The 23954-nt window shown below is 68.7% G+C and carries 16 protein-coding genes; 13 read left to right on the top strand and 3 right to left on the bottom strand.

Annotated elements, in window-relative coordinates; translation table 11 throughout:
* Positions 1-85 precede the first annotated feature (85 nt).
* The 8 genes from MSZK_RS03230 (at position 86) to MSZK_RS03195 (ending at position 8698) form a co-directional block, all read left to right on the top strand.
* Positions 86-1210: an ABC transporter substrate-binding protein gene (locus MSZK_RS03230; RefSeq protein WP_099244775.1), complete on the top strand. Its 1125-nt coding sequence runs from the start codon at positions 86-88 to the stop codon at positions 1208-1210.
* A gap of 4 nt (positions 1211-1214) precedes the next feature.
* On the top strand, positions 1215-2060 hold the full coding sequence (locus tag MSZK_RS03225; RefSeq protein ID WP_099244773.1) for an ABC transporter permease subunit: 846 nt from the start codon (positions 1215-1217) through the stop codon (positions 2058-2060).
* Positions 2061-2131: 71 nt separating this feature from the next.
* On the top strand, positions 2132-2842 hold the full coding sequence (locus MSZK_RS03220; protein ID WP_371411283.1) for an ABC transporter permease: 711 nt from the start codon (positions 2132-2134) through the stop codon (positions 2840-2842).
* Positions 2839-3885 carry an ABC transporter ATP-binding protein gene (locus MSZK_RS03215; RefSeq protein ID WP_099244769.1) on the top strand — a complete coding sequence of 349 codons (1047 nt, stop codon included), beginning with the start codon at positions 2839-2841 and terminating at the stop codon, positions 3883-3885. The genes MSZK_RS03220 and MSZK_RS03215 overlap by 4 nt, the downstream gene beginning before the upstream one ends.
* Positions 3886-3980: 95 nt before the next feature.
* The gene (locus MSZK_RS03210) at positions 3981-4451 is read left to right on the top strand and encodes a GreA/GreB family elongation factor (RefSeq protein WP_099244767.1); all 471 of its coding nucleotides are present in this window, start codon (positions 3981-3983) and stop codon (positions 4449-4451) included.
* A gap of 63 nt (positions 4452-4514) precedes the next feature.
* Positions 4515-5495 (top strand): NADPH:quinone oxidoreductase family protein, encoded by a 981-nt coding sequence (locus tag MSZK_RS03205; protein WP_099244765.1) that lies wholly within the window; start codon positions 4515-4517, stop codon positions 5493-5495.
* Between the two features lie 129 nt (positions 5496-5624).
* Entirely contained in the window at positions 5625-7379 is a 1755-nt protein-coding gene (gene treS, locus MSZK_RS03200; protein WP_099244763.1) for a maltose alpha-D-glucosyltransferase, read from the top strand.
* Entirely contained in the window at positions 7376-8698 is a 1323-nt protein-coding gene (locus MSZK_RS03195) for a phosphotransferase (protein WP_099244761.1), read from the top strand. Before treS ends, MSZK_RS03195 begins: the two co-directional genes overlap by 4 nt.
* 4 nt (positions 8699-8702) lie before the next feature.
* Here MSZK_RS03195 and MSZK_RS03190 read toward each other — a convergent pair whose 3' ends face one another.
* Positions 8703-8924 (bottom strand): ferredoxin, encoded by a 222-nt coding sequence (locus tag MSZK_RS03190; RefSeq protein WP_099244948.1) that lies wholly within the window; start codon positions 8922-8924, stop codon positions 8703-8705.
* Entirely contained in the window at positions 8921-9823 is a 903-nt protein-coding gene (locus tag MSZK_RS03185) for an FAD:protein FMN transferase (RefSeq protein ID WP_099244950.1), read from the bottom strand. Before MSZK_RS03185 ends, MSZK_RS03190 begins: the two co-directional genes overlap by 4 nt.
* Before the next feature lie 88 nt (positions 9824-9911).
* Between MSZK_RS03185 and MSZK_RS03180 the strand changes: the two genes are divergently transcribed.
* Both MSZK_RS03180 and MSZK_RS03175 read left to right on the top strand, forming a co-directional pair.
* On the top strand, positions 9912-10592 hold the full coding sequence (locus MSZK_RS03180) for a response regulator transcription factor (protein ID WP_233211095.1): 681 nt from the start codon (positions 9912-9914) through the stop codon (positions 10590-10592).
* Positions 10589-11803: a sensor histidine kinase KdpD gene (locus tag MSZK_RS03175; RefSeq protein ID WP_233211094.1), complete on the top strand. Its 1215-nt coding sequence runs from the start codon at positions 10589-10591 to the stop codon at positions 11801-11803. The genes MSZK_RS03180 and MSZK_RS03175 overlap by 4 nt, the downstream gene beginning before the upstream one ends.
* Positions 11804-11822: 19 nt before the next feature.
* On the opposite strand, the gene MSZK_RS03170 is transcribed toward MSZK_RS03175, so the two are convergent.
* Positions 11823-15431 (bottom strand): cellulase family glycosylhydrolase, encoded by a 3609-nt coding sequence (locus MSZK_RS03170; RefSeq protein ID WP_142389848.1) that lies wholly within the window; start codon positions 15429-15431, stop codon positions 11823-11825.
* Between the two features lie 222 nt (positions 15432-15653).
* On the opposite strand from MSZK_RS03170, the gene recC reads away from it, so the two are divergent.
* Genes recC through recD form a run of 3 tightly spaced genes read left to right on the top strand, consistent with a single transcriptional unit; the run spans position 15654 to position 23952 of the window.
* Positions 15654-18920, top strand: coding sequence for an exodeoxyribonuclease V subunit gamma (gene recC, locus MSZK_RS03165; protein WP_099244759.1), 3267 nt, complete (start codon positions 15654-15656; stop codon positions 18918-18920).
* A complete protein-coding gene (gene recB / locus MSZK_RS03160; protein WP_099244940.1) occupies positions 18920-22222 on the top strand; it encodes an exodeoxyribonuclease V subunit beta in 3303 nt (1100 codons plus the stop codon). Before recC ends, recB begins: the two co-directional genes overlap by 1 nt.
* The gene (gene recD / locus MSZK_RS03155) at positions 22219-23952 is read left to right on the top strand and encodes an exodeoxyribonuclease V subunit alpha (protein WP_099244757.1); all 1734 of its coding nucleotides are present in this window, start codon (positions 22219-22221) and stop codon (positions 23950-23952) included. The genes recB and recD overlap by 4 nt, the downstream gene beginning before the upstream one ends.
* Positions 23953-23954 lie beyond the last annotated feature (2 nt).

The raw sequence follows: 23954 nt of genomic DNA, 5'->3' as shown, positions 1-23954 counted from the left end.
TGGTGACGACTCCGTTCACCCTCACGCAACGTCGCGGTCGTCCCGGCGTCACCGTATCGCTTCTTGCCCACACGAAGGTTCGGTCATGAAGAACGTCAGTCTGCTCTCCGCCGTCGCGGCCGTCGCCCTGGTCACCGCAGTTGCCTGCGCTCCGCCGGAGAAGAAGAGCGGCGGAGACACGACCGAATCCGGTGTCTCGGCGGCCGCGGCCACGTCGGCAGCGGACTTCGGCGGGATGGACGCCTTGGTGGCCGCAGCCAAGAAAGAAGGCGAGCTCAACGTCATCGCCCTGCCCCCGGACTGGGCCAACTACGGCGCCATCATCAAGGCCTTCGGCGACAAATACGGCATCAAGGTGAACTCGGCGCAGCCCGATGCCGCCAGCCAGGAGGAGATCAACGCCGCCGTCCAGCAGAAGGGCCGCAGCACCGCACCGGACGTGTTCGATCTCGGCCAGTCGGTGGCAGTGGCCAACAAGGCGATGTTCGCGCCCTACCAGGTGGCCACCTTCGACAGCATCCCGGCCGGGATGAAGGAGCCCGACGGTGTGCTGGTCAACGACTACGGCGGCTACATGTCGATCGGCTACGACTCGGCGAAGGTTCCGGACCTGAGCACCGTCGACGACCTGCTGAAGCCGGACTACAAGGGCAAGGTGGCGCTCAACGGCGACCCCACCCAGGCCGGTGCCGCCTTCTCCGGGGTGGCGATGGTGGCGTTGTCACAGGGTGGCTCGGCCGACGACGTCGCTCCCGGCGTCGCGTTCTTCACCAAGCTCAAGCAGGCGGGCAACTTCCTTCCGGTGGACCCGACGCCGGCGACCATCGAATCCGGTCAGACCCCCGTGGTCATCGACTGGGACTACCTCAACGCGGCCCAGACCAAGAAACTGCCGAGCTGGAAGGTGTTCGTCCCGCAGGGCGCGGTGCTGGGCGGCTACTACTTCCAGGCGATCAACAAAGACGCCCCGCACCCGGCGGCGGCGCGCCTGTGGCAGGAGTTTCTCTTCAGCGACGAGGGCCAGAACCTGTACCTGGCCGGTGGTGCACGGCCGGTTCGCGCTGACGCGATGGTCAAGGCGGGCACCATCGACGCGGCCGCTTACGACAAGCTGCCCGCCGTCAGCGGCACCCCGGTCATCCTGACCCAGGCCCAGACCGACGCCGCCACCAAGTATCTGGCCGACAACTGGGCCAAGGCGATCGGCTGAGATCGTGGCCCGGCGGCTTCGCACGGCCCTGCCCTTGGTGCCGTTCGGGGTGTTCGTCACGATCTTCCTGATCGTTCCGACGGTGACGGTGATCGTGTCCGCGTTCTATCTCGACGGGGTGTTCTCGCTGCAGCGGATCGGGCTGCTGTTCTCCGACACCGCGTTGTCCGCTCTGGGCAAGAGCGTGCTGCTGTCGGCAACCACGGCAGCGCTCGGCGCGGCGCTCGGCGCGGTGTTGGCATGGCTGGTGGTCAGCAGTGCGCCGACCTCGCCGCTGCGCCGCGTGGTGATGTCGCTGTGCAGTGTGCTCGCTCAATTCGGCGGGGTGGCTCTGGCGTTCGCGTTCCTGGCGACCATCGGCCTCAACGGGGTGCTGACGCTGTGGGTGGTCGACCGCTTCGGGTTCAACCTCGCCGGTGACGGCTGGCTGTACTCACTACGCGGGCTGATACTGGTCTACACCTACTTCCAGATCCCGCTGATGGTGATCGTGTTCACCCCGGCACTGGAAGGGCTGCGCGCCGAGTGGCGTGAGGCCGCGGTCAGCCTGGGCGCCTCGCGCTGGGCCTACTGGCGCGAGGTCGGCGTCCCGCTGCTGATGCCGGCCTTCCTGGGTTCGGCACTGCTGTTGTTCGCCAACGCGTTTGCCGCCTATGCCACCGCCGCGGCGCTGGTCAGCCAGGGCAGCCCGATCGTCCCGCTGCTGATCCGGACGGCACTGACCTCCGAGGTGGTGCTGGGGCAATCCGGCTTCGCCTACGCGCTGGCGCTGGAGATGGTCGTCGTGGTGGCCGTGGTGATGGTCGCCTACAACCTGCTGGTGCGCCGCACGGCACGGTGGCTGCAGTGACCGCCGGGCGGCTCGGGCGCGGGGTGCTGCTGACCCTGTTCGGTGTCTTCTTCCTGTTCCCGCTCTACGCGATGGCCGACTTCAGCACCCGTGACCTCATCCACGGCGGCCGCACCGTGCAGGCGTGGAAGAACTTGGTGCAGAACGAGATGCTGTATCAGGCGATCGTCGTCTCGCTGCTGCTGGCGGTGTTCACCGTCACGTTGATGCTGGCGATCCTGGTGCCGACCATGATCTGGGTGCGGTTGCGGGCGCCGTGGGGCAGGCGACCGGTCGAGTTCCTCTGTCTGCTGCCGTTGACCATCCCGGCGCTGGTGATCGTGGTCGGGCTGCGCAACGTCTACCTGTGGGTGGTCTACTTCCTCGGCGAGTCAGCGTTGACACTGACGTTCGTCTACGTCGTGCTCGTGCTGCCGTTCGCCTACCGGTCGATCGATGCCGCGCTGTCCGCGATCGACCTGAAAACCCTTGCCGAAGCAGCTCGTTCGCTCGGCGCCGGGTGGGCCACGACGATCCTGCGGGTGGTGGTGCCCAACATCTGGTCGGGCATCCTGTCGGCGGCGTTCATCTCGATCGCGGTGGTCCTCGGCGAATACACCATCGCGTCGTTGAGCGGGTACCAGAACCTGCAGGTGGTGATCGTCGCGATCGGCAAGAGCGACGGGCCGACGTCGGTGGCGGCGTCGCTGGCCACGTTGGTCTTCGGCTTCGTTCTGCTGTTGATCCTCTCACTCGTGACCCGCAGGCGGCGCGCCGGCGCGGCTGGGAAAGGACCTGCATGACCGGCAACGGTGTCACCGTCGATTTCACGGACGTGACAAGGGTTTACGGTGCGGTGCGGGCCCTCGATGGGCTGACCCTTCATCTGCGGCCCGGTGAGATGGTCGCGCTGCTGGGACCGTCGGGCTGCGGCAAGACGACTGCACTGCGCATTCTGGCCGGATTGGACGAACCGACATCCGGGCGCGTCGCAGTGGACGGCCGCGACATCACCGAAATACCGCCCAACAAGCGGGACATGGGGATGGTGTTTCAGGCCTACAGCCTGTTTCCGCATCTGACCGTGCTCGACAACGTGGCGTTCGGGCTCAAACTGCGGGGCAAGGGCAAACGCGAGCGCACCACGCTGGCCGGCGACATGCTCGATCTCGTCGGGTTGTCGGCACACAAGCAGAAGTACGCCAGCCAGCTGTCCGGCGGCCAGCAGCAGCGGGTGGCGCTGGCCCGCGCGCTGGCCATCGCGCCCCGCGTACTGCTGCTCGACGAGCCGTTGTCGGCGCTGGATGCCAAGGTGCGGGCACAACTGCGCGACGAGATCCGGCGCGTCCAACTCGAAGTCGGCACGACGACGTTGTTCGTCACGCACGACCAGGAGGAAGCTCTGGCCGTCGCCGACCGGGTCGGCGTGATGAATCAGGGCCGGCTGGAACAGATCGCCGCACCCGCCGACGTCTACGCCCATCCGGCCACGCCGTTCGTTGCCGAATTCGTGGGCCTGAACAACAGGGTCGACGCCGACGTGGTCGACGGACGTGCCCGTTTCCTGGGCCTGTCCCTGCCGGCGGCGCAGGGATCGATCTCCGCCGGTGCCGGCGTGGCGCTGGTGCGACCGGAGTCGGTGCGGGTCAGCGCCGACCCCACCGGACCTGCGACGGTGGCCTCGGTGGCGTTTCTCGGCCCGATCTCGTTGGTGCACTGCCTGTTCGACAACGGGACCCGGCTGGTCGCCCAGACCGCCAGTGCGCAGGCGGCTGAGCTGTCGCCGGGCGACCGGGTGGTTGCCGGCGTCGAACAGTCCGCGGTGCTGGTGGTACCGCCCGCCTAGCGCACATCGAGTCAGACGTCCGAGTGACGTTCACCGTGAAATTCTCGCTCCCAGTTCTGACTCGGCGGAGTTCGGGCGCAGGTACGTTGTCGGACATGGGTCAGGACACCGAATTCACCGGCAAGGAACGCAGTCGCATCGAGGAAGAACTCGACGACCTGCGCGGTCGTCGCGATCAGATGCGCGCCGACCTGCAGGCCGACGCCGAGACGGTGGGGGACCGCGGCGACGATGCCGACGCGCTGCAGCGCTCCGAGGACCTGGCCGGTATCGAAGACCAGATCAAACGGCTGACCTGGCTGCTGGCCGGCGGGAACGCCGACTCCCCGGGCCAGTTGCCGAACGGGACGACGGTGACGCTGCAGTTCCCGGGTGACGAGCCGGTGCAGATGCGCATCATCCACTTCCTCGAGGAGACCCCGGCCGGCGAAGAGGACACCACCCTGACCTCGGACAGTCCGCTGGGGCTGGCATTGTTCGGGCGACAGGCCGGCGAGACCGTCACCTACTCGACTCCGCGCGGAGAGCTGCAGGTCGACCTGCTGGCCATCGACATCCCCCGCTGAGTGCCCTCTGGACCGCTCAGGCCGTCGTGACACACTGGCGACGCGACCGAACATGGAGGTGCGATGCGGGCGATAAGGGTGACCGAACTTGCCGGTCCGGAGTCAGTACAACTGGTGGAGATCGACGAACCGTCCGGTGACGGCGCGATCCTCGTCGACGTACACGCCGCGGGGGTGGCCTTCCCCGACGCCTTGCTGACCCGCGGGCTCTACCAGTACAAGCCCGAGCTGCCGTTCACCCTTGGCGCCGAGATCGCCGGTGTGGTGCGCTCCGCGCCCGCCGATGCGCCGGTCAAGGCCGGCGACCGGGTCGTCGGCCTGACGATGATCACCGGCGCGATGGCCGAGACGGTGGAGCTCACGCCGGAGCGGGTGTTCCCGCTGCCCGACAACGTGAGTTTCGAGGCGGGTGCCGGGCTGCTGTTCAACGACCTGACCGTGTACTTCGCGCTGACCGTGCGGGGCCGGCTGGCCGCAGGCGAGACGGTGCTGGTGCACGGTGCGGCCGGCGGAATTGGTACCTCCACGCTGCGGCTGGCGCCGGCCCTGGGCGCCAGCCGGGTGATCGCGGTGGTCAGCAGCGAGGACAAGGCGGACGTCGCCCGGGCCGCCGGCGCCACCGACGTCGTGCTGGCCGACGGCTTCAAGGATGCGGTGGCCGAGCTCACCGGTGGGAAGGGCGTCGACATCGTGATGGATCCGGTCGGCGGCGACCGGTTCACCGACTCGCTGCGCTCGCTGGCCCCCGGCGGGCGGTTGCTGGTGGTCGGGTTCACCGGCGGCGAGATCCCCACCGTCAAGGTCAACCGGCTGCTGCTGAACAACATCGATGTCGTCGGCGTCGGCTGGGGTGCCTGGACGATGTCCCACCCCGGTGCGCTCGCCGAGCAGTGGGACGGGCTGGCTGCCCTGCTGACCTCGGGTGCGCTGGCCGCGCCCCAGCCGGAGGTCTATCCCCTCGAGCAGGCCGCCGTAGCGGTCGCCTCGCTGGAGAATCGCACCGCCAAGGGCAAGGTCGTCGTCCGCATCCGAGGCGCAGGGTAACTCGCTACTGCCCCAAGCATTTTCAATGGCCGGGTTGCCACCCGGCGGTGGGACCACTACAACGGTGGGCGGACGACAAAGACGTCGGGCGACGATTCGGTTCGGCCAGTGTGGGGTAGTGACACCTAGATGGAGTTGACGAACGATCCGGCGGACGGCAGCCACGTAGAGGGCGGTGTCGTCGAGCATCCGAATGCCGAGGACTTCGGGCAGGCGCGTGCCCTGCCCGCCGACCGCACCTGGTTCAAGAGCGCGGTGTTCTACGAGGTGCTGGTCCGCGCGTTCTACGACTCGAATTCCGACGGGATCGGCGATCTGCGGGGACTGATCGAGCGGCTCGACTACCTGCAATGGCTCGGTGTCGACTGCCTGTGGCTGCCGCCGTTCTACGATTCCCCGCTGCGCGACGGCGGCTACGACATCCGAGACTTCTACCGGGTGCTGCCGGAATTCGGCACCGTGGACGACTTCGTGGCGCTGCTGGACGCCGCCCACCGGCGCGGCATCCGGATCATCACCGACCTGGTGATGAACCACACCTCCGATTCGCACCCGTGGTTCCAGGAGTCGCGGCGCGACCCGGACGGTCCGTACGGGGACTTCTACGTGTGGAGCGACACCAGCCAGCGCTACACCGACGCGCGGGTCATCTTCGTCGACACCGAGGAGTCGAACTGGACGTTCGATCCGGTGCGCAAGCAGTTCTACTGGCACCGGTTCTTCTCCCACCAGCCCGACCTGAACTACGACAACCCGGCCGTCCAAGAGGCGATGATCGACGTGCTCCGGTTCTGGCTCGACCTGGGAATCGACGGTTTCCGGCTCGATGCGGTGCCGTACCTGTTCGAGCGCGAGGGCACCAACTGCGAGAACCTGCCCGAGACGCACGCGTTCCTCAAACACTGCCGCAAGGTGATCGACGACGAGTTCCCGGGCCGCGTGCTGCTCGCCGAGGCCAACCAGTGGCCGGCCGACGTCGTGGAGTATTTCGGCGATCCCGCCATGGGCGGCGACGAATGCCACATGGCCTTCCACTTCCCGCTGATGCCGCGCATCTTCATGGCGGTGCGCCGCGAATCCCGGTTCCCGATCTCGGAGATTCTCGCCCAAACCCCGGAGATCCCGGAGATGGCGCAGTGGGGGATCTTCCTACGCAACCACGACGAGTTGACCCTGGAGATGGTCACCGACGACGAGCGCGACTACATGTACGCCGAGTACGCCAAGGACCCGCGGATGAAGGCCAATGTGGGGATCCGCCGCCGCCTGGCTCCGCTCCTGGACAACGATCGCAACCAGATGGAGTTGTTCACCGCGCTGCTGCTGTCGCTGCCCGGTTCGCCGGTGCTGTACTACGGCGACGAGATCGGGATGGGCGACATCATCTGGCTCGGTGATCGCGACGCCGTCCGGACCCCCATGCAATGGACCCCAGACCGCAACGCCGGGTTCTCCACCGCCACGCCGGGCCGGCTGTATCTGCCGCCGAACCAGGACGCGATCTACGGGTACCAGTCGGTCAACGTCGAGGCCCAGCGCGATACGTCGACGTCGCTGCTGAACTGGACCCGCACGATGCTCGCCGTGCGGCGGCGCTACGACGCCTTCGCCACCGGCACCTTCCGCGAGCTGAGCGGCTCCAATCCCTCGGTGCTGACCTACGTGCGCGAAATCGACGGCGGCGACACGATGCTGTGCGTCAACAATCTGTCCCGCTTTCCACAACCGATCGAGCTGAATCTGCAACATTGGAACTCGTACACCCCGGTGGAGTTGACCGGGCACGTGCCGTTTCCCCGGATCGGCCAGTTGCCCTACCTGCTGACGCTGCCGGGGCACGGGTTCTACTGGTTCAGGTTGTGTCCGTCGGAGGAGAAGCAATGAGCTCACCGGTGAACCTGCCCTGGTCCGAATGGCTGCCCACCCAGCGGTGGTATGCCGGCCGCACCCGCACCCTGGCCTCGGCGCAAACCGCCGAGGTGGTGGCCCTGCGCCCCGAACTCGATCTGATGCTCGTCGACGTCGCCTATACCGACGGCACGTCCGAACGTTATCAAGTTGTCGTCCAATGGGATTGCGCTCCGCTCTCGGAATACGACACCATCGCCACGATTGGGGCGGACGACGACCACACCGCCTATGACGGACTGTACGACCCGTCGGCGGCGCAGTTCCTGCTGTCATTGGTCGACTCCGGTGCCCGGATCGGCGACATCACCTTCACCAAAGAACCGGATGTCACCCTGCCGCTGGAGGCCGCGCCGCGGGTCTCAGGTGCCGAACAGAGCAATACCAGCGTGGTGTTCGACGATCAGGCAATCTTCAAGTTGTTTCGCCGGATATCGGCCGGGATCAATCCCGACATCGAACTCAACCGGGTGCTGGGCCGGGCCGGAAACCCGCACGTGGCCCGGCTTCTCGGATCGTTCGAGACGAGCGAGGACGGTCGGCCCTGCCCGCTCGGCATGGTGACGGCCTACGCGGCGAACTCCGCGGAAGGCTGGAACATGGCCACGGCGAGCACGCGTGACCTGTATGCCGAGGGCGACCTGTACGCCTATGAGGTCGGCGGCGACTTCGCCGGGGAGGCATACCGATTGGGCGAGGCGGTGGCCTCGGTGCACGCCACGCTGGCCCAGGAACTGGGTACGTCGACGGCAATGCTTCCTGTCGACGTCATGCGCGAGCGACTGGCCACCGCGGCAGCGGCGGTGCCCGATCTCGCCGGGTACCTACCGGCGATCGAGGAGCGTTACGCGAAGCTGGTCGACGAGCCGGTCACCGTGCAACGTGTGCACGGGGATCTGCACCTGGGCCAGGTGCTGCGCACGCCCGAGGCGTGGCTGCTGATCGACTTCGAGGGCGAGCCGGGCCAGCCGATTGAGGAGCGGCGTAAGCCGGATTCACCACTGCGCGACATCGCCGGCATGCTGCGCTCGTTCGAATATGCTGCCTACCAACAGCTGATCGATCAGACCGACGACCGGCAACTGGCCGCGCGCGCCAAGGAGTGGGTCGACCGCAACTGCGCGTCGTTCTGCGACGGGTACGCCGCCGAGGCCGACCTCGATCCGCGCGATCAGGCCACCGTGCTGGAGGCCTATGAGCTGGACAAGGCGGTGTACGAGGCGGCCTACGAGGCGCGATACCGGCCGAGCTGGCTGCACATTCCGATGCGGTCGATCGCCCGACTGGTGGGGTGAGCGCTCACTGAGCCTCGGGCGCCAGCACGCGCAGAGCCATCCGCGGGCAGCGCTTCACCGCGGCTTTCGCGTATTTGATCGACTCGGTCGGGATAGCCGGTTCGCGAGCGCTTTTGCGCGCCAACGGGTATCCCCAGTCGTCGCGGGTGAACACATCGGGCAGTAGTTCGGCGCACAGGCCTCGGCCATCGCAGCGGGTCCAGTCGATGTGCAGTCGTTGCGTCACTGCGGCCACCCTCCAATCGTGCGTACCGATCCGTCGCGTTCGACGAAGCGGGCCGGCACCCCAAGCCCGGCAACCCAATTCGGTGCCGAACGGCCGCGGATGATCGCTGCCGTGCTGATCGCGTTGGCGGCCAGACAGCTACCCGCCGCGACGCTGACGCTGCGCCACACCGGGTCAGCGGACTGCCCGGTGCGCGGGTCGAGAATGTGGTGGACCACGTCGCCGCCGCGCCACCAGCGTCGCCGCGATGTGCTGGAGGTGGCCAGGCCCGCGTCGGCGCCCAGCAGGACCTGGCCGGCCGGATCGTCGTCGGTGTCCTGGACCAGCACTGGCCACCCGCCCTGCGGGGTGGGCCCGGCGGTGGCGATGTCGCCGCCGAGGTTGACCAGAACCCCGCTGCCGGTCTGGGCGTACACCCGTCGCGCGCAGCGGTCCGCCGCCGCAGCCTTCGCGGTGGCGCCCAGGTCGAGCACCACCCCCTCGGGCACCCGTACGGTGTGCCCGTCGAACTCCACCATCGACCAGTCCGACGCGACGGCGAGCGACGCCACCCTGGGCGCACCCGGACTGAGTTCGCCGATATCGCGGTCATAGCCCAGCGCGATCATCGCCGAGCCGACAGTGGGATCGACGTCGCCGTCGGTGAACCGGGCCGCGGCCAGCGCGTCTTCGATGAGCTCGGCGAGCAGCGGACTGACCGCGGTCCGGACTCCCCCCGTCAGCGCAGCGATCTCCGAATCGGGCCGGAATCGCGACGCGGCCGCCTCCACCGCGTCGAGTTCGGCGTCGACGACCGCGCGTGCGGCCGCCAGCGCGGTGGGCCGGGTGACCAGCAGATGCATCTGGGTGCTCCACCGGCTCCAGTGCGACTGCCCGGGGCTGACCAGGGTGGAGACCATGACGACCATGCTGGGGGGCCAATCTTTGAGCGCTGTAAGAAATCCTTTCGCGGGCGATGTGCACAGCGCTCGTGGCACCCTCACATACGTGTCGAAGCCGAACATCGCACCCGCGCTGCTCGTCGTCGAGGACGACCGTGCGCTGAGCGCGATGCTGGCCACCCTGTTCACCGACGAGGGATACCGGGTGGACACCGCCCACGACGGCCAACAGGGCATGCACCGCGCGCTCACCGGCGACTACGACGCACTCATCGTCGACCGGGGCCTGCCGGTGATGGACGGCGCCGACCTGGTGGCGCTGCTCCGGTCCCGCGGCATCACCGCTCCGGCCCTGATCCTCACGGCCCGCGGCGCACTGGAGGACCGGGTGGATGGGCTCGATGCCGGTGCGCAGGACTACCTGGTCAAACCGTTCGAGGTGCCTGAGCTGCTGGCTCGGGTCCGTGCGCTGCTGCGGCGCACCGACACCGCGGGAAGCGTCGTCACGGCCGGCGGCCTGCGACTGGACCGGGTGACCCGGCGGGTGGCGGGGGCGACGCCGGACGGCGACGAAGTCGAGCTGTCGGAGCGGGAGGCCTCGTTGTTGAACACGCTGATGTCGGCGCCCAAGCGGGTGTTCACCCGCAGCCAGCTGCTCGACTCGGTGTTCGACGGCGTCGAGTCGGGCGGAGCCGTCGACCTCTACGTCCACTATCTGCGGCGCAAACTCGGCAAGCAGGTGATCCGCACGGTGCACGGCGCCGGTTACCGATTCGGCCTGGAATGACGCCGGCCGGTGACCTCGCCGTGGTCAAGCGAGCCGGGCGGATCGCCGCGATCCAGGCGTCGGTCGCGCTTGCTCTGGTGTTGCTGGTGGTCGGTGGCGTGGTGTTCACGGTGTACGTGCGCGCACAGAACCGTCAGATCAACAACGAGCTACAGACGTTGGCGATGACGGCCGACGACGCCAACGACCCGCCGCCGGACATGGAATTGGCCCTGCGGGACAAGAGCGGTGCGGTCTCGGTCAGCGACGGCGGTGAGCCCGGTGTGCCGCTGCTGGCGGGTCCGACCGGACTCGGCGACCTGCGGGCCGATGGCCGGCATTACCGGACGCTGGTGGTGGACCGCCCCGAGGGCCGGGTGGTGGCGATGATGGATCTCGCGCCCTACCACGCCGGCCGCAACCGTTTGTTGACGTCGGTGGCGTTCGCCGAACTGGCCGGCATCCTGGCATCCATCGCGGTGGTGGTGTTGTTCACCCGGCGATCGGTCCGGCCGCTGGCCCAGGCGCTCGAATTGCAGCGGCGTTTCGTCGCCGACGCCTCACACGAACTGCGCGCTCCGTTGACGGTCTTGCACACCAGGGCCCAGATGCTGGCGCATCGGGCCGGCGCTGCGGACCCCGCTGCCGTGCGAGCGGATGCCGAGGCCCTGGTGGCCGACACCCGGGCGCTGGCCGACATCGTCGACGACCTGTTGGCGTCGGCGACGATGACGGCAGGCAAGCCTGCGCGCGACCGCGTGGACGTGGCCGAGGTCGCGACGGCGGTCCGCGACAGCATGGCCCCCTATGCCGACGGGCTTGGCGTGACTCTCCGGTTGCACGGTGAAGACCGCCATGCCACAGGAGAGTTCGAGACCATCGGCTCCGGCGCCGCGATTCGTCGGGCGCTGACCGGGCTGGTCGACAACGCACTCGGCCACCAGCACCAGGGCGGCACCGTCGAGATCCGGCTGCACCGGGACGGTCCGGTGATCAGCGTCGAGGTCGCCGACGACGGTGTCGGTATCGACGCCGACACCATGGCGACGCTGTTCACCCGGTTCTCGCACGGCTCCGAACACACCACCCGATCCGGCCGGAAGTCCTACGGCATCGGGCTGGCGCTGGTGCGCGAGATCGCCCAGGCGCACGGCGGGGACGTCACCGTCACCTCGGCGCCCGGGCAGGGAGCGACGTTCGTGTTGACGTTCCCTGCCGCGCAACGTAGTTGACCGTATCGGTGGCTCGAGCTCACATCGCCATCGACATCGAGCCGTCGAGCGCGGTCAGGTTGTTGCCCAGCGGATCTCCGAGCGCGATCATGCTCTGGAAGTATTCGATGACCCGCTTGTGCGTGACGTCGAGCGCCGGCCATTGCGGCCAGTCCCAGGTGTCGTTCATGAACGGCTGGCGCTGATCGTGGCTGAGGACGGTCAGGTGGTTCACGTCGTGGGCGGTGGCCGAACCCTCCAGGACGAGCCGGCCGTTGGCCCGGTCGTGCATCCAGCCGCCGTAGTGCGGTTCCATCTTCAGGGTGTTGATGAAGGCCGTCTCGCCACCGGTGCTGATCAGGTACTGGGCGAACCCGGGATGGCCGTACTTCGCCACCATCGCCATGACGTCGGCTGCTGAGCCGAGACGAGCTGTGCGCTCGATGTCCGCGACGACCTGCGGGTCGAACGTGTCGTCGGCCATCCATCCCACTTTGGCGCCCTGCATCGCGTAGTAGAGCCCGACGCCCTGCAGGTCGTTGTTCCACGGCTGCTCATTGTTGGTCAGCTTGTTGGCGAACGCCCACGTGCCGACGTCGGTGAGGGTGACGGGCGCCAGCCCGGCGAACGCGCGCTGGTTGTTGTAGGCGACCAGCGCTTCGGTCGTGATTGCGGTGCGGCCCCCTTCCAATGCGTCCATGCCGGTGTGCGAACTCCCGTGGAACATGCCGAACGTCATGATGTCGGCGTACTCGCCGCTGCCGGCGCCGGGCATGCCCGGATCGGTGGGCGGGGTCGTCGTACCACCGCCGGTGGTTGTGCCGGCCGGGCGGTCGAGAATGGATCCGGTGCCCATCGCGTCGGTGAGCGTGGCGCCCGACGGATTCGACAACATCACGGTGAAGGTCTCGGTGCTCTCCGCCAGGGCATCACTTTTCACCGGAACCGTGATGATCTTCTGGGTCTCTCCCGGGGCAAAGGTGACGGTACCCGTCACGGAGATGTAGTCGAGGCCGGCCGTGGCGGTGCCGTTCGAGGTCGCGTACTGCACCGACACCGTCTGCGTGGCCGGGGCGCCCAGGGTGACCACGAACGAGGCCAGCGAGGTGCCGCTGCCGCCGGTGTACTCGATGGGCTTGAGGTACACCATCTTGTTCTGGTTGATGGTCCGCCAGTCATCGGCCAGAATGCCGCCGGTGTCACTGGAATTCGGATTCCAGGACCAATAGGTCCAGCTCATGTCCTCGGTACCGGCCGGGATGTCGATCGTGCCGTTGTTGTCGAAGTCGCCCGACAGGTAGGACGTGAGCGCCTCGAACCACACGGCGTCCTTGGGGTCCTGCAGCTTGGTGCCGAACTCGCCGAGATAGACCGGCGCGATGTTGTTCTCGTAGATGTAGCCCCAGGCCTGCCGGAACACGTTGGGCAGATTGGCGCCGAAATTGGCTGTCTGGAACCACGGTTGGGCGTAGACCGAGTTGGGATAATCGTGCGGGGAGTAGACCACCCGATTGGCCACGTTGAGCACGATCGGGCGATCCTTGACCCCCATCAGGTTGCCGCCCCACCAATAACTCTTGCCCTGGTAGGTGCCCACGCCTTCGACGAAGACCAGCAGATCCGGATTCACCTGCAGCACTGCGTTTCCGGCTCGCTCCGCCGCGCGGGCCCAGTCATTGGCCCCGCCGCCGCCCCAGGTTCCGTTGTACGGCTCGTTGTGCAGATCGACACCGATCACCGTCGGGTTGTTCTTGTAGCGGGTGGCCAGCATCTGCCAGTCGGAGACCCACTGGTCTTCGGTGTACTGGCTGTTGTACCAGAGGCCGTTCTCACTGGTCCCCGCACCGGCGGTGCTGCGGTGGTGGTCGAGGATCACCCGCATCCCGTCCTGCCCGGCATAGGCGATGATCTGGTCGAGCACCTGCAGGCGGGTGAGCCCTTGCAGATCGGGATTCAGGTTGTAGTTGATCCCCGACGGTGCGGCGGTGCTGTGCAGCATCTCACTGGAGTAGGGGAGGCGAATGGTGTTGAACCCCTGGGCCGCCATCTGATCGATCATGTCCTTGTAGTTGCGGGTCCACAGGCCGTCGGGCACACCGTTGGAACCCTCCGCGCCGAACCAGTTGACACCTGAGATCTGCACCGACTTGCCCTGCGAGTCGACGATCTGGTTGCCCGAGGTGTGCAGAAAGCCCGCTGCCATGCCCGCCGAGCCGGGCTCGGTCGCCGATCCGTCGGAGATGCTGATTCCCGGTGTGGTGGCGACGTCGTCGTTGGTGATGGTGGCGGTGGCGGTGGCGCGGGTGAGGGTGGCACCGGAGGGGTTGGACAGGGCGACGGTGAAGGTTTCGTTCGGTTCGATGTTGGCGTCGCCGGTGACTTTGACGGTGACGGTTTGGGAGGTGACGCCGGGATTGAAGGTCAATGTGCCTGTGGCGCTGGTGTAGTCGGCGCCGGCGGTGGCGGTTCCGTTGGCGGTGGTATAGCTGACGGTGACGGGTGTGGTGGCCGGTTTGGACAGGGTGACGGTGAAGGTGGCGTTGGTGGTGCCGGAGTTTCCTTCGGCGACGGTGGTGTCGGCGATGGACAGGCTGGGGGTGGTGGGTGGGGTGCTGACGGCGACGCCGTTGACCTTGAGGTTGGTCGGTGCAGCGCCGAGGGCGCCGGGGGTGGCTTGATAGCCGAAGGTGGTGCTCGCGCCCGCGGCGACGGTGCCGTTGTAGGAGGCGTTGGTGATCACGTAGTGGGTGCCGACGTGGCTGGTGATCTGGCCGTTCCAGATGTTGGTGATCTGGGCAGTCGAATCGAACTCGACGGTCCAGCCTTTGAGGGCGGTGCTGCCCGCGGTCACGGTCAGGTTCGCGGTATGACCCGAACCCCAATCGCTGGCCACGGCGTAGGTGACCGTTGGTGTGGCCGCCGTGGTCGTACCCAGCGCGGCCGCTTTGGCCTGCGGCACCGCCAGCAGCGACTGGGTCCGCCGGTAGAGACCCCAGAGCAGATCCGCGACCGGATTGCCGATCGGTGCAGGAAGGGAGAGCGGACGCAGTCCCAGCGTCCGCAGCACCTGCGCGGGCGTGGGCAGTGACGCCGGGATCTGCAGCAGGCTCGGCGGGGCGAACCCGGGAGCCGGTGTCCGCGCCGCGCTCTCGACCACCGACGGCGCGGCCGAGGGCGGGTCTGCCGAGTCGTGGGAGGGATTGCCGCCAGGGGTTGCCGAGGCGGTCTGACCATTGCTGCTGACGTCGACGTTGCCGGCGCGGTCGGCACCGGCATCCCGTGTCACCACGTTGCCGGGCGAGGCGCGTCTGGACGGTTTGGGTGTTAGCGCACGGGTGGACCGGGACGGTGCCTTGCCGGCAGCGGCGGCGCGGGCAGGCCCCGCCTTGGCGGTCGACTGCCGGCCGGACTGGGCGCCCGGCGACGCGGTTCCGGCCCCGGCATCGGCGGGCCCACCTGGCGTGCCGGATCCGGTCTCGGCCTGTGCCAATCCCGCACCGGTGGCCAGGGCCGCGCCGACGCCCAGGCCGACGGCCCCGGCCCCGAGCCATGAGTAGGGGGTTCGGCGCCGGTGTCGCCGGCCTCCGCGCATCTCCCGATCGTCGGTCTCGATGGCCGCATTCTTGATCCGGCGGGCAGCACTGGTCATTGCTGGGTCCTTCCTCCACGTGAGGACACAGCTTTGCTGACCGCCGCGCGATAGTCACGCGTTTTCGCCAAAGAATTATCGAAAGTTCTTTTGCTATCGCAACATTCGAATGGTTGCTGCCCAACGGCTGGACAAAGCGGCTCGGGGCGTCCAGCCGGTGGACACCGAAGCCGGCCGCAGGTTGCGGCATCGATGTCCGCCGGCGCGGCTACGGTATTGCCGATGGCATTGCACCTGCACCGCGCCGAGCGAACCGACCTGCTCGCCGACGGCCTCGGCGCGCTGCTGGCCATCCCGCAATCCGATCCGTTCGCCACCGAGCTCGTCGTAGTGCCGGCCCGCGGCGTCGAGCGTTGGCTCAGCCAGCGGCTCTCGCACGTCCTGGGTGGCGCCGAGGGCGGTGGCGGAGTGTGCGCGGGTGTCTCGTTCCGGTCGCCGGCCTCGCTGATCGCCGAAATCGCCGGCACGGATGACGACGACCCGTGGTCGGCGGACGCGATGGCGTGGCCGCTCCTCGAGGTCATCGACGCCAGCCTCGACGAACCATGGGGCCGCACGCTGGCCACCCACCTCGGTCACTTCGCGGTCGGTGAGGAGAAGGAGCTTCGGCAGGGCAGACGCTACGCGGTGGCCCGCCGGCTGGCGGGATTGTTCGCCTCCTACGCTCGCCAACGTCCGCAGCTGCTGGCCGGCTGGCTGGCCGGCGACGTGGCGGGCCTGGACGCCGACCTCGGCTGGCAGCCGCCCCTGTGGCGTGCACTGGTCGAGCGAGTGGCCGTCGAGCCACCGCACATCCGACACGCGAAAACTGTTGCACGACTGTATGAATCGGCCACCGACTTACCGGCCAGAATGTCGCTGTTCGGGCATACCCGGCTGCCCGGCACCGATATCGAGCTCATCGGCGCGCTGGCTGAGCACCATGAGGTGCACCTGTGGTTGCCGCATCCCAGTGCCGCGCTGTGGACGGCGCTGGGCGACCTCCACGGTGCGATCTCCCGCCGCGAGGACACCAGCCATCGGCTGGCGACGCATCCGCTGCTGGCCACCCTCGGCCGGGATGTCCGCGAACTTCAACGCAGCCTGCCGGCCGCGGTTGCCGGCGACGAATTTCTCGGCGATGGCCGGCGGCCGGACACGCTGCTGGGCTGGCTGCAATCCGACATCGCGGCCAACACCGTTCGGCCGCAGGGGCGTTCACACAGTCCGGCGGACCGTTCGGTGCAGGTGCACAGTTGTCACGGACCGGCCCGCCAGGTCGACGTGCTGCGCGAGGTGCTGCTCGGTCTGCTGGCCGAGGACCGCACGCTGGAACCGCGCGACATCCTGGTCATGTGCCCCGACATCGACACCTACGCTCCGCTGATCGTCGCGGATTTCGGGCTCGGCGACGTCGTGCCCGGAGCGCACCCCGCCCACCAACTGCGGGTGCGGTTGGCCGATCGTGCCCTGATCCAGACCAACCCACTGCTCGGGGTGGCGGCCAAACTGATGGCCCTGGCGGCCAGTCGGGTCACCGCCACCGAAGTTCTCGACTTCGCCCACCTCGACCCGGTGCGGGCGCGTTTCGGATTCACCGACGACGATCTGGAAACCATCACCCGCTGGGTGCAGCAGGCCAACATCCGGTGGGGGTTCGACCAGGAGCACCGCGCGCCGTTCGGGATCCCGTTCATCCAGAACACCTGGCGCTTCGGGATCGACCGGGTGCTGGCCGGAGTGGCCATGTCGGACGACTCGAACGACTGGCTCGGCGTCACCCTGCCCCTCGACGATGTCGGCAGCAACAGCGTGGAGCTGGCGGGGCGGCTCGCCGAATACGTGGCGCGCCTGCAGACAACCGTCGAATCGCTCGGCGGAGTCCGCCCGCTGAACCAGTGGCTGACCGTGTTGGCCGACGGTGTCGGGGCGCTGACGCTGGTCGACGGTGACGACGCCTGGCAGACCAGCCAGCTGCAGCGCGAGTTCGGTGACGTGTTGGCCTCGGCCGGCGCGCGTGCCGACGTCAGGCTGCGGCTGCCGGACATTGCCGCGCTGCTCGGTCGGCACCTGTCCGGCCGGCCGACCCGGGCCAACTTCCGCACCGGAACGCTGACGGTATGCACCATGGTGCCGATGCGCTCCGTCCCGCACCGGGTGGTGTGCCTGGTCGGCCTGGACGACACGGTGTTCCCCCGCATCGGCGTGGTCGACGGTGACGACGCACTGGCCCGCGATCCGATGACCGGCGAGCGCGACATCCGATCCGAGGACCGCCAGCTGCTGCTGGACGCGATCTGCGCCGCCGGCGACAAGCTGGTCATCACCTATACCGGCGCCAACGAGTACTCCGGCCGGCCGCGTCCACCGGCCGTCCTGCTGGCCGAGTTGCTCGATGCCCTGGATCGGACCACCGCGGCCCCGGTCCGTGAGCACATTCTGGTGCGCCACCCGTTGCAGCCCTTCGACGTTCGCAACGTCACCCCCGGCGCGCTGGGCGTGCCCGGCGAACCGTTCACGTTCGACGCGAGCGTGCTCGCCACCGCCTCGATCACCGGCGGACAGCGCCCCGAGCAACCCGACCTGCTGGCCCGGCCGCTGCCGCCTCCGGCTCCCGACGATGTCACGCTGACCGATCTGCTCAGGTTCTTCGCCAACCCCGTCAAGGGCTTCTTCACCGCACTCGACGTCACGCTGCCGTGGGAGGTCGAGGGTGTCGAGGACGCCATGCCGGTCGAGATCGACAACCTCGCACAGTGGACGGTGGGCCAGCGCCTGCTCACCGACATGCTCGCCGGCATGGACCCCGAACGGGCCGGGCAAGCGGAATGGCGCCGGGGCTCGTTGCCACCGGGGCGACTGGGCTGGCGTACCGCGGGCGAATTACGGGACCAGGCAGCCGAACTGGCCAGAGCGGCGCTGGCCCGCCGCACCGGTACACCGCAGGCCTATGACATCGACGTCGACCTGGGTGGCGGCCGTCGCCTCACCGGCACCGTCCCCGAGGTCTTCGACAGGTGCCTGCTGGAGGTGACGTTCTCCAAGCTCGACGCCGCGCATCTGCTGCGTGCCTGGATCCCGATGCTGGCACTGGCCGCCGCGCTACCCGGGCAGTGGTCGGCGGTGTGCATCGGCAGGCAGCGCCGCCGGACCGGTGTCGCGCAACGGCTACTGGGGGCGCCACAGGACGACCCCGTCGGGCTGCTCCGCGACCTGACCGCGATCTACGACGCCGGACGCCGCGAGCCGATTCCCCTGCCGATCAAGACATCTCATGCCTGGGCGGTGGCGCGGGTCAGCGGACAGGATCCCCGCAACGAAGCCTGGTCGAAATGGCGCTACGAGCGTGACGACCGGGCAATCGAACGGGTGTGGGGCCGCGAGCCGGACCTGGACCCATTGCTCGTCCCGGTGCGACCCGGCGAGGAAGCCGCGGGCGAGACCACCCGGCTCGGCGCCTATGCGGCACGGCTGTGGGCGCCGCTGCTGCGGGCCGAGGACGGTGCCTGATGCACGAGTTCGATCTGCTGGGTCCGCTTCCGGTCGAGCGGTCGACCACGGTTCTGGAGGCCAGTGCCGGCACGGGGAAGACGTTCACCCTCGCCGGCCTGGTGACCCGCTACGTCGCCGAAGGCCGGGCCCGCCTGGACCAGATGTTGCTGATCACGTTCAGCCGGGCGGCCACCCAGGAGTTGCGGGAGCGGGTGCGTAACGCCCTGCAGGAGGCGCTGCGCGCGTTCGACGATCCGGGGCTGACCGCGGGCAACGACCTGTTGGCCGCACTGACGGTCGGCGCCGAGGATGAGTTGCTCGACCGCCGGCGCCGGCTGCGCGACGCGCTTGCCGGCTTTGACGCCGCGACCATCGCGACCACTCACCAGTTCTGTCATCTGGTCCTCAAATCTCTTGGCGTGGCGGGCGATACCGACAGTCACGTCACGCTGGCCGAGAGTCTGGACGATGTGGTGACCGAGATCGTCGATGACCTCTACCTGCGGCATTTCGGGCAGGAGCGGGAGCGCCCGCCGATCACCCGGGGTGAGGCGCTGAAACTGGCCCGCGAAGTCGTCGCCAACCCCGGCACCGAGCTGCGTCCACTGGATCCACCGCCGGGTTCGCAGCCCGCGGTGCGGGTCGGATTCGCCAACGACGTTCTGGCCGAGCTGGATCGGCGTAAACGCAGGCGCGGCATCCTGAGCTATGACGATCTGCTCAGCCGGTTGGCCGAGGCCCTGGCCGATCCCGACGCGCCGGCGGCCGCCCGCATGCATCAACGCTGGGCGGTGGTGATGGTCGACGAGTTCCAGGACACCGACCCGGTGCAGTGGCAGGTGATCGAGCGGGCCTTCGGCGGGAACTCCACGCTGATCCTGATCGGCGATCCCAAGCAGGCGATCTATGCGTTCCGCGGCGGGGACATCTTCACCTACCTGCACGCCGCCAAGACCGCCGGCCGGCGCCACACCTTGGGCGTCAACTGGCGCAGCGACTCCGCGCTGGTGGATCGGCTGCAGGTGGTGCTGGGAGGTGCCGAACTCGGTAACCCGGACATCAAGGTCCTCGACGTCAACGCCCACCATCGGGGCCACCGGTTGGCGGGTGCGCCGCACAACGATCCGTTCCGGCTGCGCGTGGTCAGCCGAGAATCGTTCGGGCAGCGCGGCACCCGGACCATCCGGATGGACGCACTGCGCCGGCACATCGCCGCCGACCTGGCCGCCGATATCGCGGGGCTGTTGGCGTCCGGCGCCACCTTCGACGGCGCTACGCTTGCGGCCCACCAGATCGCGGTCATCACCGAGAGCCACGCCGACGCCCGAGCCTGCTTCGACGCGCTGGTCAGCGCCGGCGTCCCGGCCGTCTACACCGGCGACACCGACGTGCTGAAATCCCAGGCTGCCGACGACTGGCTGAGCCTGCTGGAGGCCTTCGACCAACTGCACCGCCCCGGTCTGGTGCGTGCGGCGGCCACCACGATGTTCTTCGGGAAGACGGCGCAAGACCTTGCCGACGGCGGTGACGAGTTGACCGATCGGATCGCCGAAACCCTGCGACAGTGGGCCGATCACGCCCGTGCGGCCGGTGTGGCAGCGGTTTTCGAGGCCGCTCAGCTGGCGGGGATGGGCCGGCGGGTGCTGTCCTGGGCCGGTGGGGAACGCAACATGACCGACCTCGCCCACGTGACCCAACTGCTGCATGAGGTGACCCATCGGGAACGGCTCAGCCTGACCGCATTACGCGACTGGTTGCGGACCGCGCGGGAGGAGCGTGGCGGCGCCCCGGAGCGCAACCGCCGCCTGGACAGCGATGCGGCCGCGGTGGAGATCATGACGGTGTGGGTGAGCAAGGGCCTGCAGTTCCCGATCGTCTACCTGCCTTTCACCTTCAATCGCCATGTCCGCAGCGAGGATCTGGTGCGCTTCCACATCGAGGATCGGCGCTGCCTGCATGTCGGGGGGGACCAGAGCGCCGAGCTGGTCACCGCGCAGACCCTCGGTCGGCACGAAGCCGCCGGAGAGGAGACGCGCCTGACCTATGTTGCGATGACCCGAGCCCAGTCGCAGGTGGTGGCGTGGTGGGCGCCGTCGTGGGACGAACCCAACGGCGGGCTGTCTCGGCTGCTGCGCGGCCGTCGTCCGGGCCAGACGGCGGTTCCCGACCGCTGTGACCCGGAACGGATCGACGACGCCGACGCGATGGCACTGCTGCGCGCGTGGGAGACCGCGGGCGGACCGGTGCTCGAAGAGTCGATCATCGCGCCGGCGACCGAGCTGACCATCCCCGAGCACCGACAAGACCTCGCCGCCAGACACTTCCACCGCAGCATCGACACCACCTGGCGGCGCACGTCCTATTCGGGGCTGATCCGGGCCGCGGAGACCACGGGTGTGAGCAGTGAGCCCGAGGTGGTTGCGCTCGACGACGAAGTCACCGACGTCGCGGTCACCGCGCCGCCGGCCGGGCCGGACCTGCCGTCTCCGATGGCGGATCTGCCGACCGGCGCCGCGTTCGGCAGTCTGGTGCACGCCGTCCTGGAGACGGCCGACCCGTCGGCGGCCGACTTGGCCGACGAGTTACGGGCCCAGATCGAGCGCCACTGCGTGTGGTGGCCGGTCGACGTGCCGGCGCCGGAGCTGGCCGCCGCGCTGGTGCCGATGCACGACACCTCGCTGGGTCCGCTCGCGGACGGGCTTACACTGCGCCAGATTCCGCTGGGTGACCGACTGTGTGAGATGGATTTCGAGTTTCCACTGGCCGGGGGTGATCGCCCGGCGGGCGGTCCGGAGATCCGGCTGGCCGAGCTCGGCCGGTTGCTGGGCGAACTACTGCCGTCCGACGACTCGTTGGCGCCGTACGCCGACCGATTGACCGATGCCGGCCTGGGCAGCCAGCCGTTGCGCGGGTATCTGTCCGGATCGGTTGACGTGGTGCTGCGGATTCCCGATGACGCGAACGGACACCGCTACCTGGTGGTCGACTACAAGACCAACTGGCTCGGCGAGGGCGATCGGCCCTTGTCTGCCGCCGACTACGGCCGGGCCAGAATGGCCGAGGCGATGTTGCACTCGGATTATCCGCTGCAGGCGTTGCTGTACAGCGTTGTGCTGCATCGGTTCCTGCGCTGGCGCCAACCCGGCTACGACCCGGAGCGCCACCTGGGCGGCGTGCTGTATCTGTTCGTGCGCGGCATGTGCGGTCCGGACACCCCGAGCTCCGACGGACATCCCGCCGGAGTGTTCAGCTGGCGTCCGCCGGCAGCCCTGGTGGTCGCGGTGTCGGAGCTGCTCGACGGTCGGCGGGTGGCGGTATGACCACCGAGATGACCGACACCGCGGACTGGCGCCGCGCCGCCGGGGCGACCGGCGTCTTACGGGTCTTCAACGACGCCGGCGCGATCGAGGCCGCCGATGTGCTTGTCGCACAACGGCTCACCGCGCTGGGCGGCGAGACCGACGAGCTCGTGGCCCTGGCGATCGCGTTCGTGGTGCGTGCGGTCCGGGGCGGGTCGGTGTGCGTGGCGCTGACGTCGGTGCCCGAGCAGGTCGAGATCGACGGCCTGCCCTGGCCGGCACCGCAGGAGTGGCTGGCCGCCGTGGCCGCCAGCCCGCTGCTCGGTTCGCCCCCGGTCCTGCACCTCGAAGACGATCTGCTGTATTTCGATCGGTACTGGCTCGAGGAGCGCCAGGTCGCCACCGATGTGCTGGCACTGACGGCCACCCGTCCGCACCGCGCGTCGCCCGACATCACCCGGCTCTTTCCCGCGGGATACGACGAGCAGCGCCGGGCGGCCGAAGTGGCGTTGTCCCAAGGGCTGACGGTGTTGACCGGCGGACCGGGAACCGGCAAGACCACCACCGTCGCCCGGCTGCTGGCGCTGATGGCCGAACAGGCCGAGTTGGAGGGCACGCCCCGGCCGCGGATCGCGCTGGCCGCGCCCACCGGCAAGGCCGCCGCCCGGTTGCAGGAGGCCGTCCAGTTCGAGGTCGACCAGCTGGCACCGCGGGATCGGGAGCGGCTGGCGGGATTGCGCGCCACGACCGTGCACCGGCTGCTGGGGCCACTGCCCAGGACGTCGGCGCGGTTCCGCCATCACCGGGCCAACCGGCTGCCGCACGACGTCATCGTGGTGGACGAGACATCGATGGTGTCGCTGACGATGATGGCCCGGCTGGTCGAGGCCGTCCGCCCCGAGTCACGACTGCTTCTGGTCGGTGACCCCGACCAGCTGGCGTCGGTGGAGGCCGGCGCGGTACTGGCGGATCTGGTGGACGGGTTGAGCGCGCGGGGAGACACCCCGGTGGCCAGGCTGATCACGCCGCACCGGTTCGGGGCGTCGATCGGCGCACTCGCGCTGGCGATCCGGGTCGGCGATGCCAACCGCGCCCTCGACGTGCTCACCGCCGGTGGCGACCACATCGAGTGGGTGAACACCGAGGACCCGGCGGCTGCGCTGCGCGATGTGCTTGTGCCGCATGCTCTCCGGCTGCGCGAGGCCGCGGTGCTTGGCAATGGCCCCGCTGCGCTGGCCGCGCTGGAGTCCCATCGGCTGTTGTGCGCGCATCGCCGCGGTCCGCATGGCGTGGCCCACTGGAACCGCCAGGTCGAGCGGTGGCTTGCCGAGGAAACCGATACCCCGCTGTGGACCTCGTGGTACGCGGGCCGGCCGGTATTGGTCACCGCCAACGACTACGGGCTGCGGCTCTACAACGGCGATGTCGGTGTCACGGTGATGCGCGGCGGCGTGCTGCGCGCGGTGATGGCCGGCGCGGACGGGCAGGCGGAGTTTGCGACCAGCCGGCTGGCCGACATCGAGACCATGCACGCGATGACCATTCACAAGAGCCAGGGCAGTCAGGTCGGGGAGGTCACGGTGCTGCTGCCGCCGACCGATTCGCGGCTGTTGTCCCGCGAACTGCTGTACACCGCGGTCACCCGCGCCCGGACCAAGGTGCGGGTGGTGGGTTCGGCCGAGCAGCTCCGGTCCGCGGTCGCGCGCCGGGCCGCACGCGCCAGCGGGCTCAGTCGCCGGCTGCAGGACTGACG

The sequence above is a fragment of the Mycobacterium sp. shizuoka-1 genome (assembly GCF_002723835.1).
Classification (GTDB): Bacteria; Actinomycetota; Actinomycetes; order Mycobacteriales; family Mycobacteriaceae; genus Mycobacterium.
Note: the sequence above shows the minus strand (reverse complement) of the source record. Positions and strands in the feature narration are given on the sequence as shown.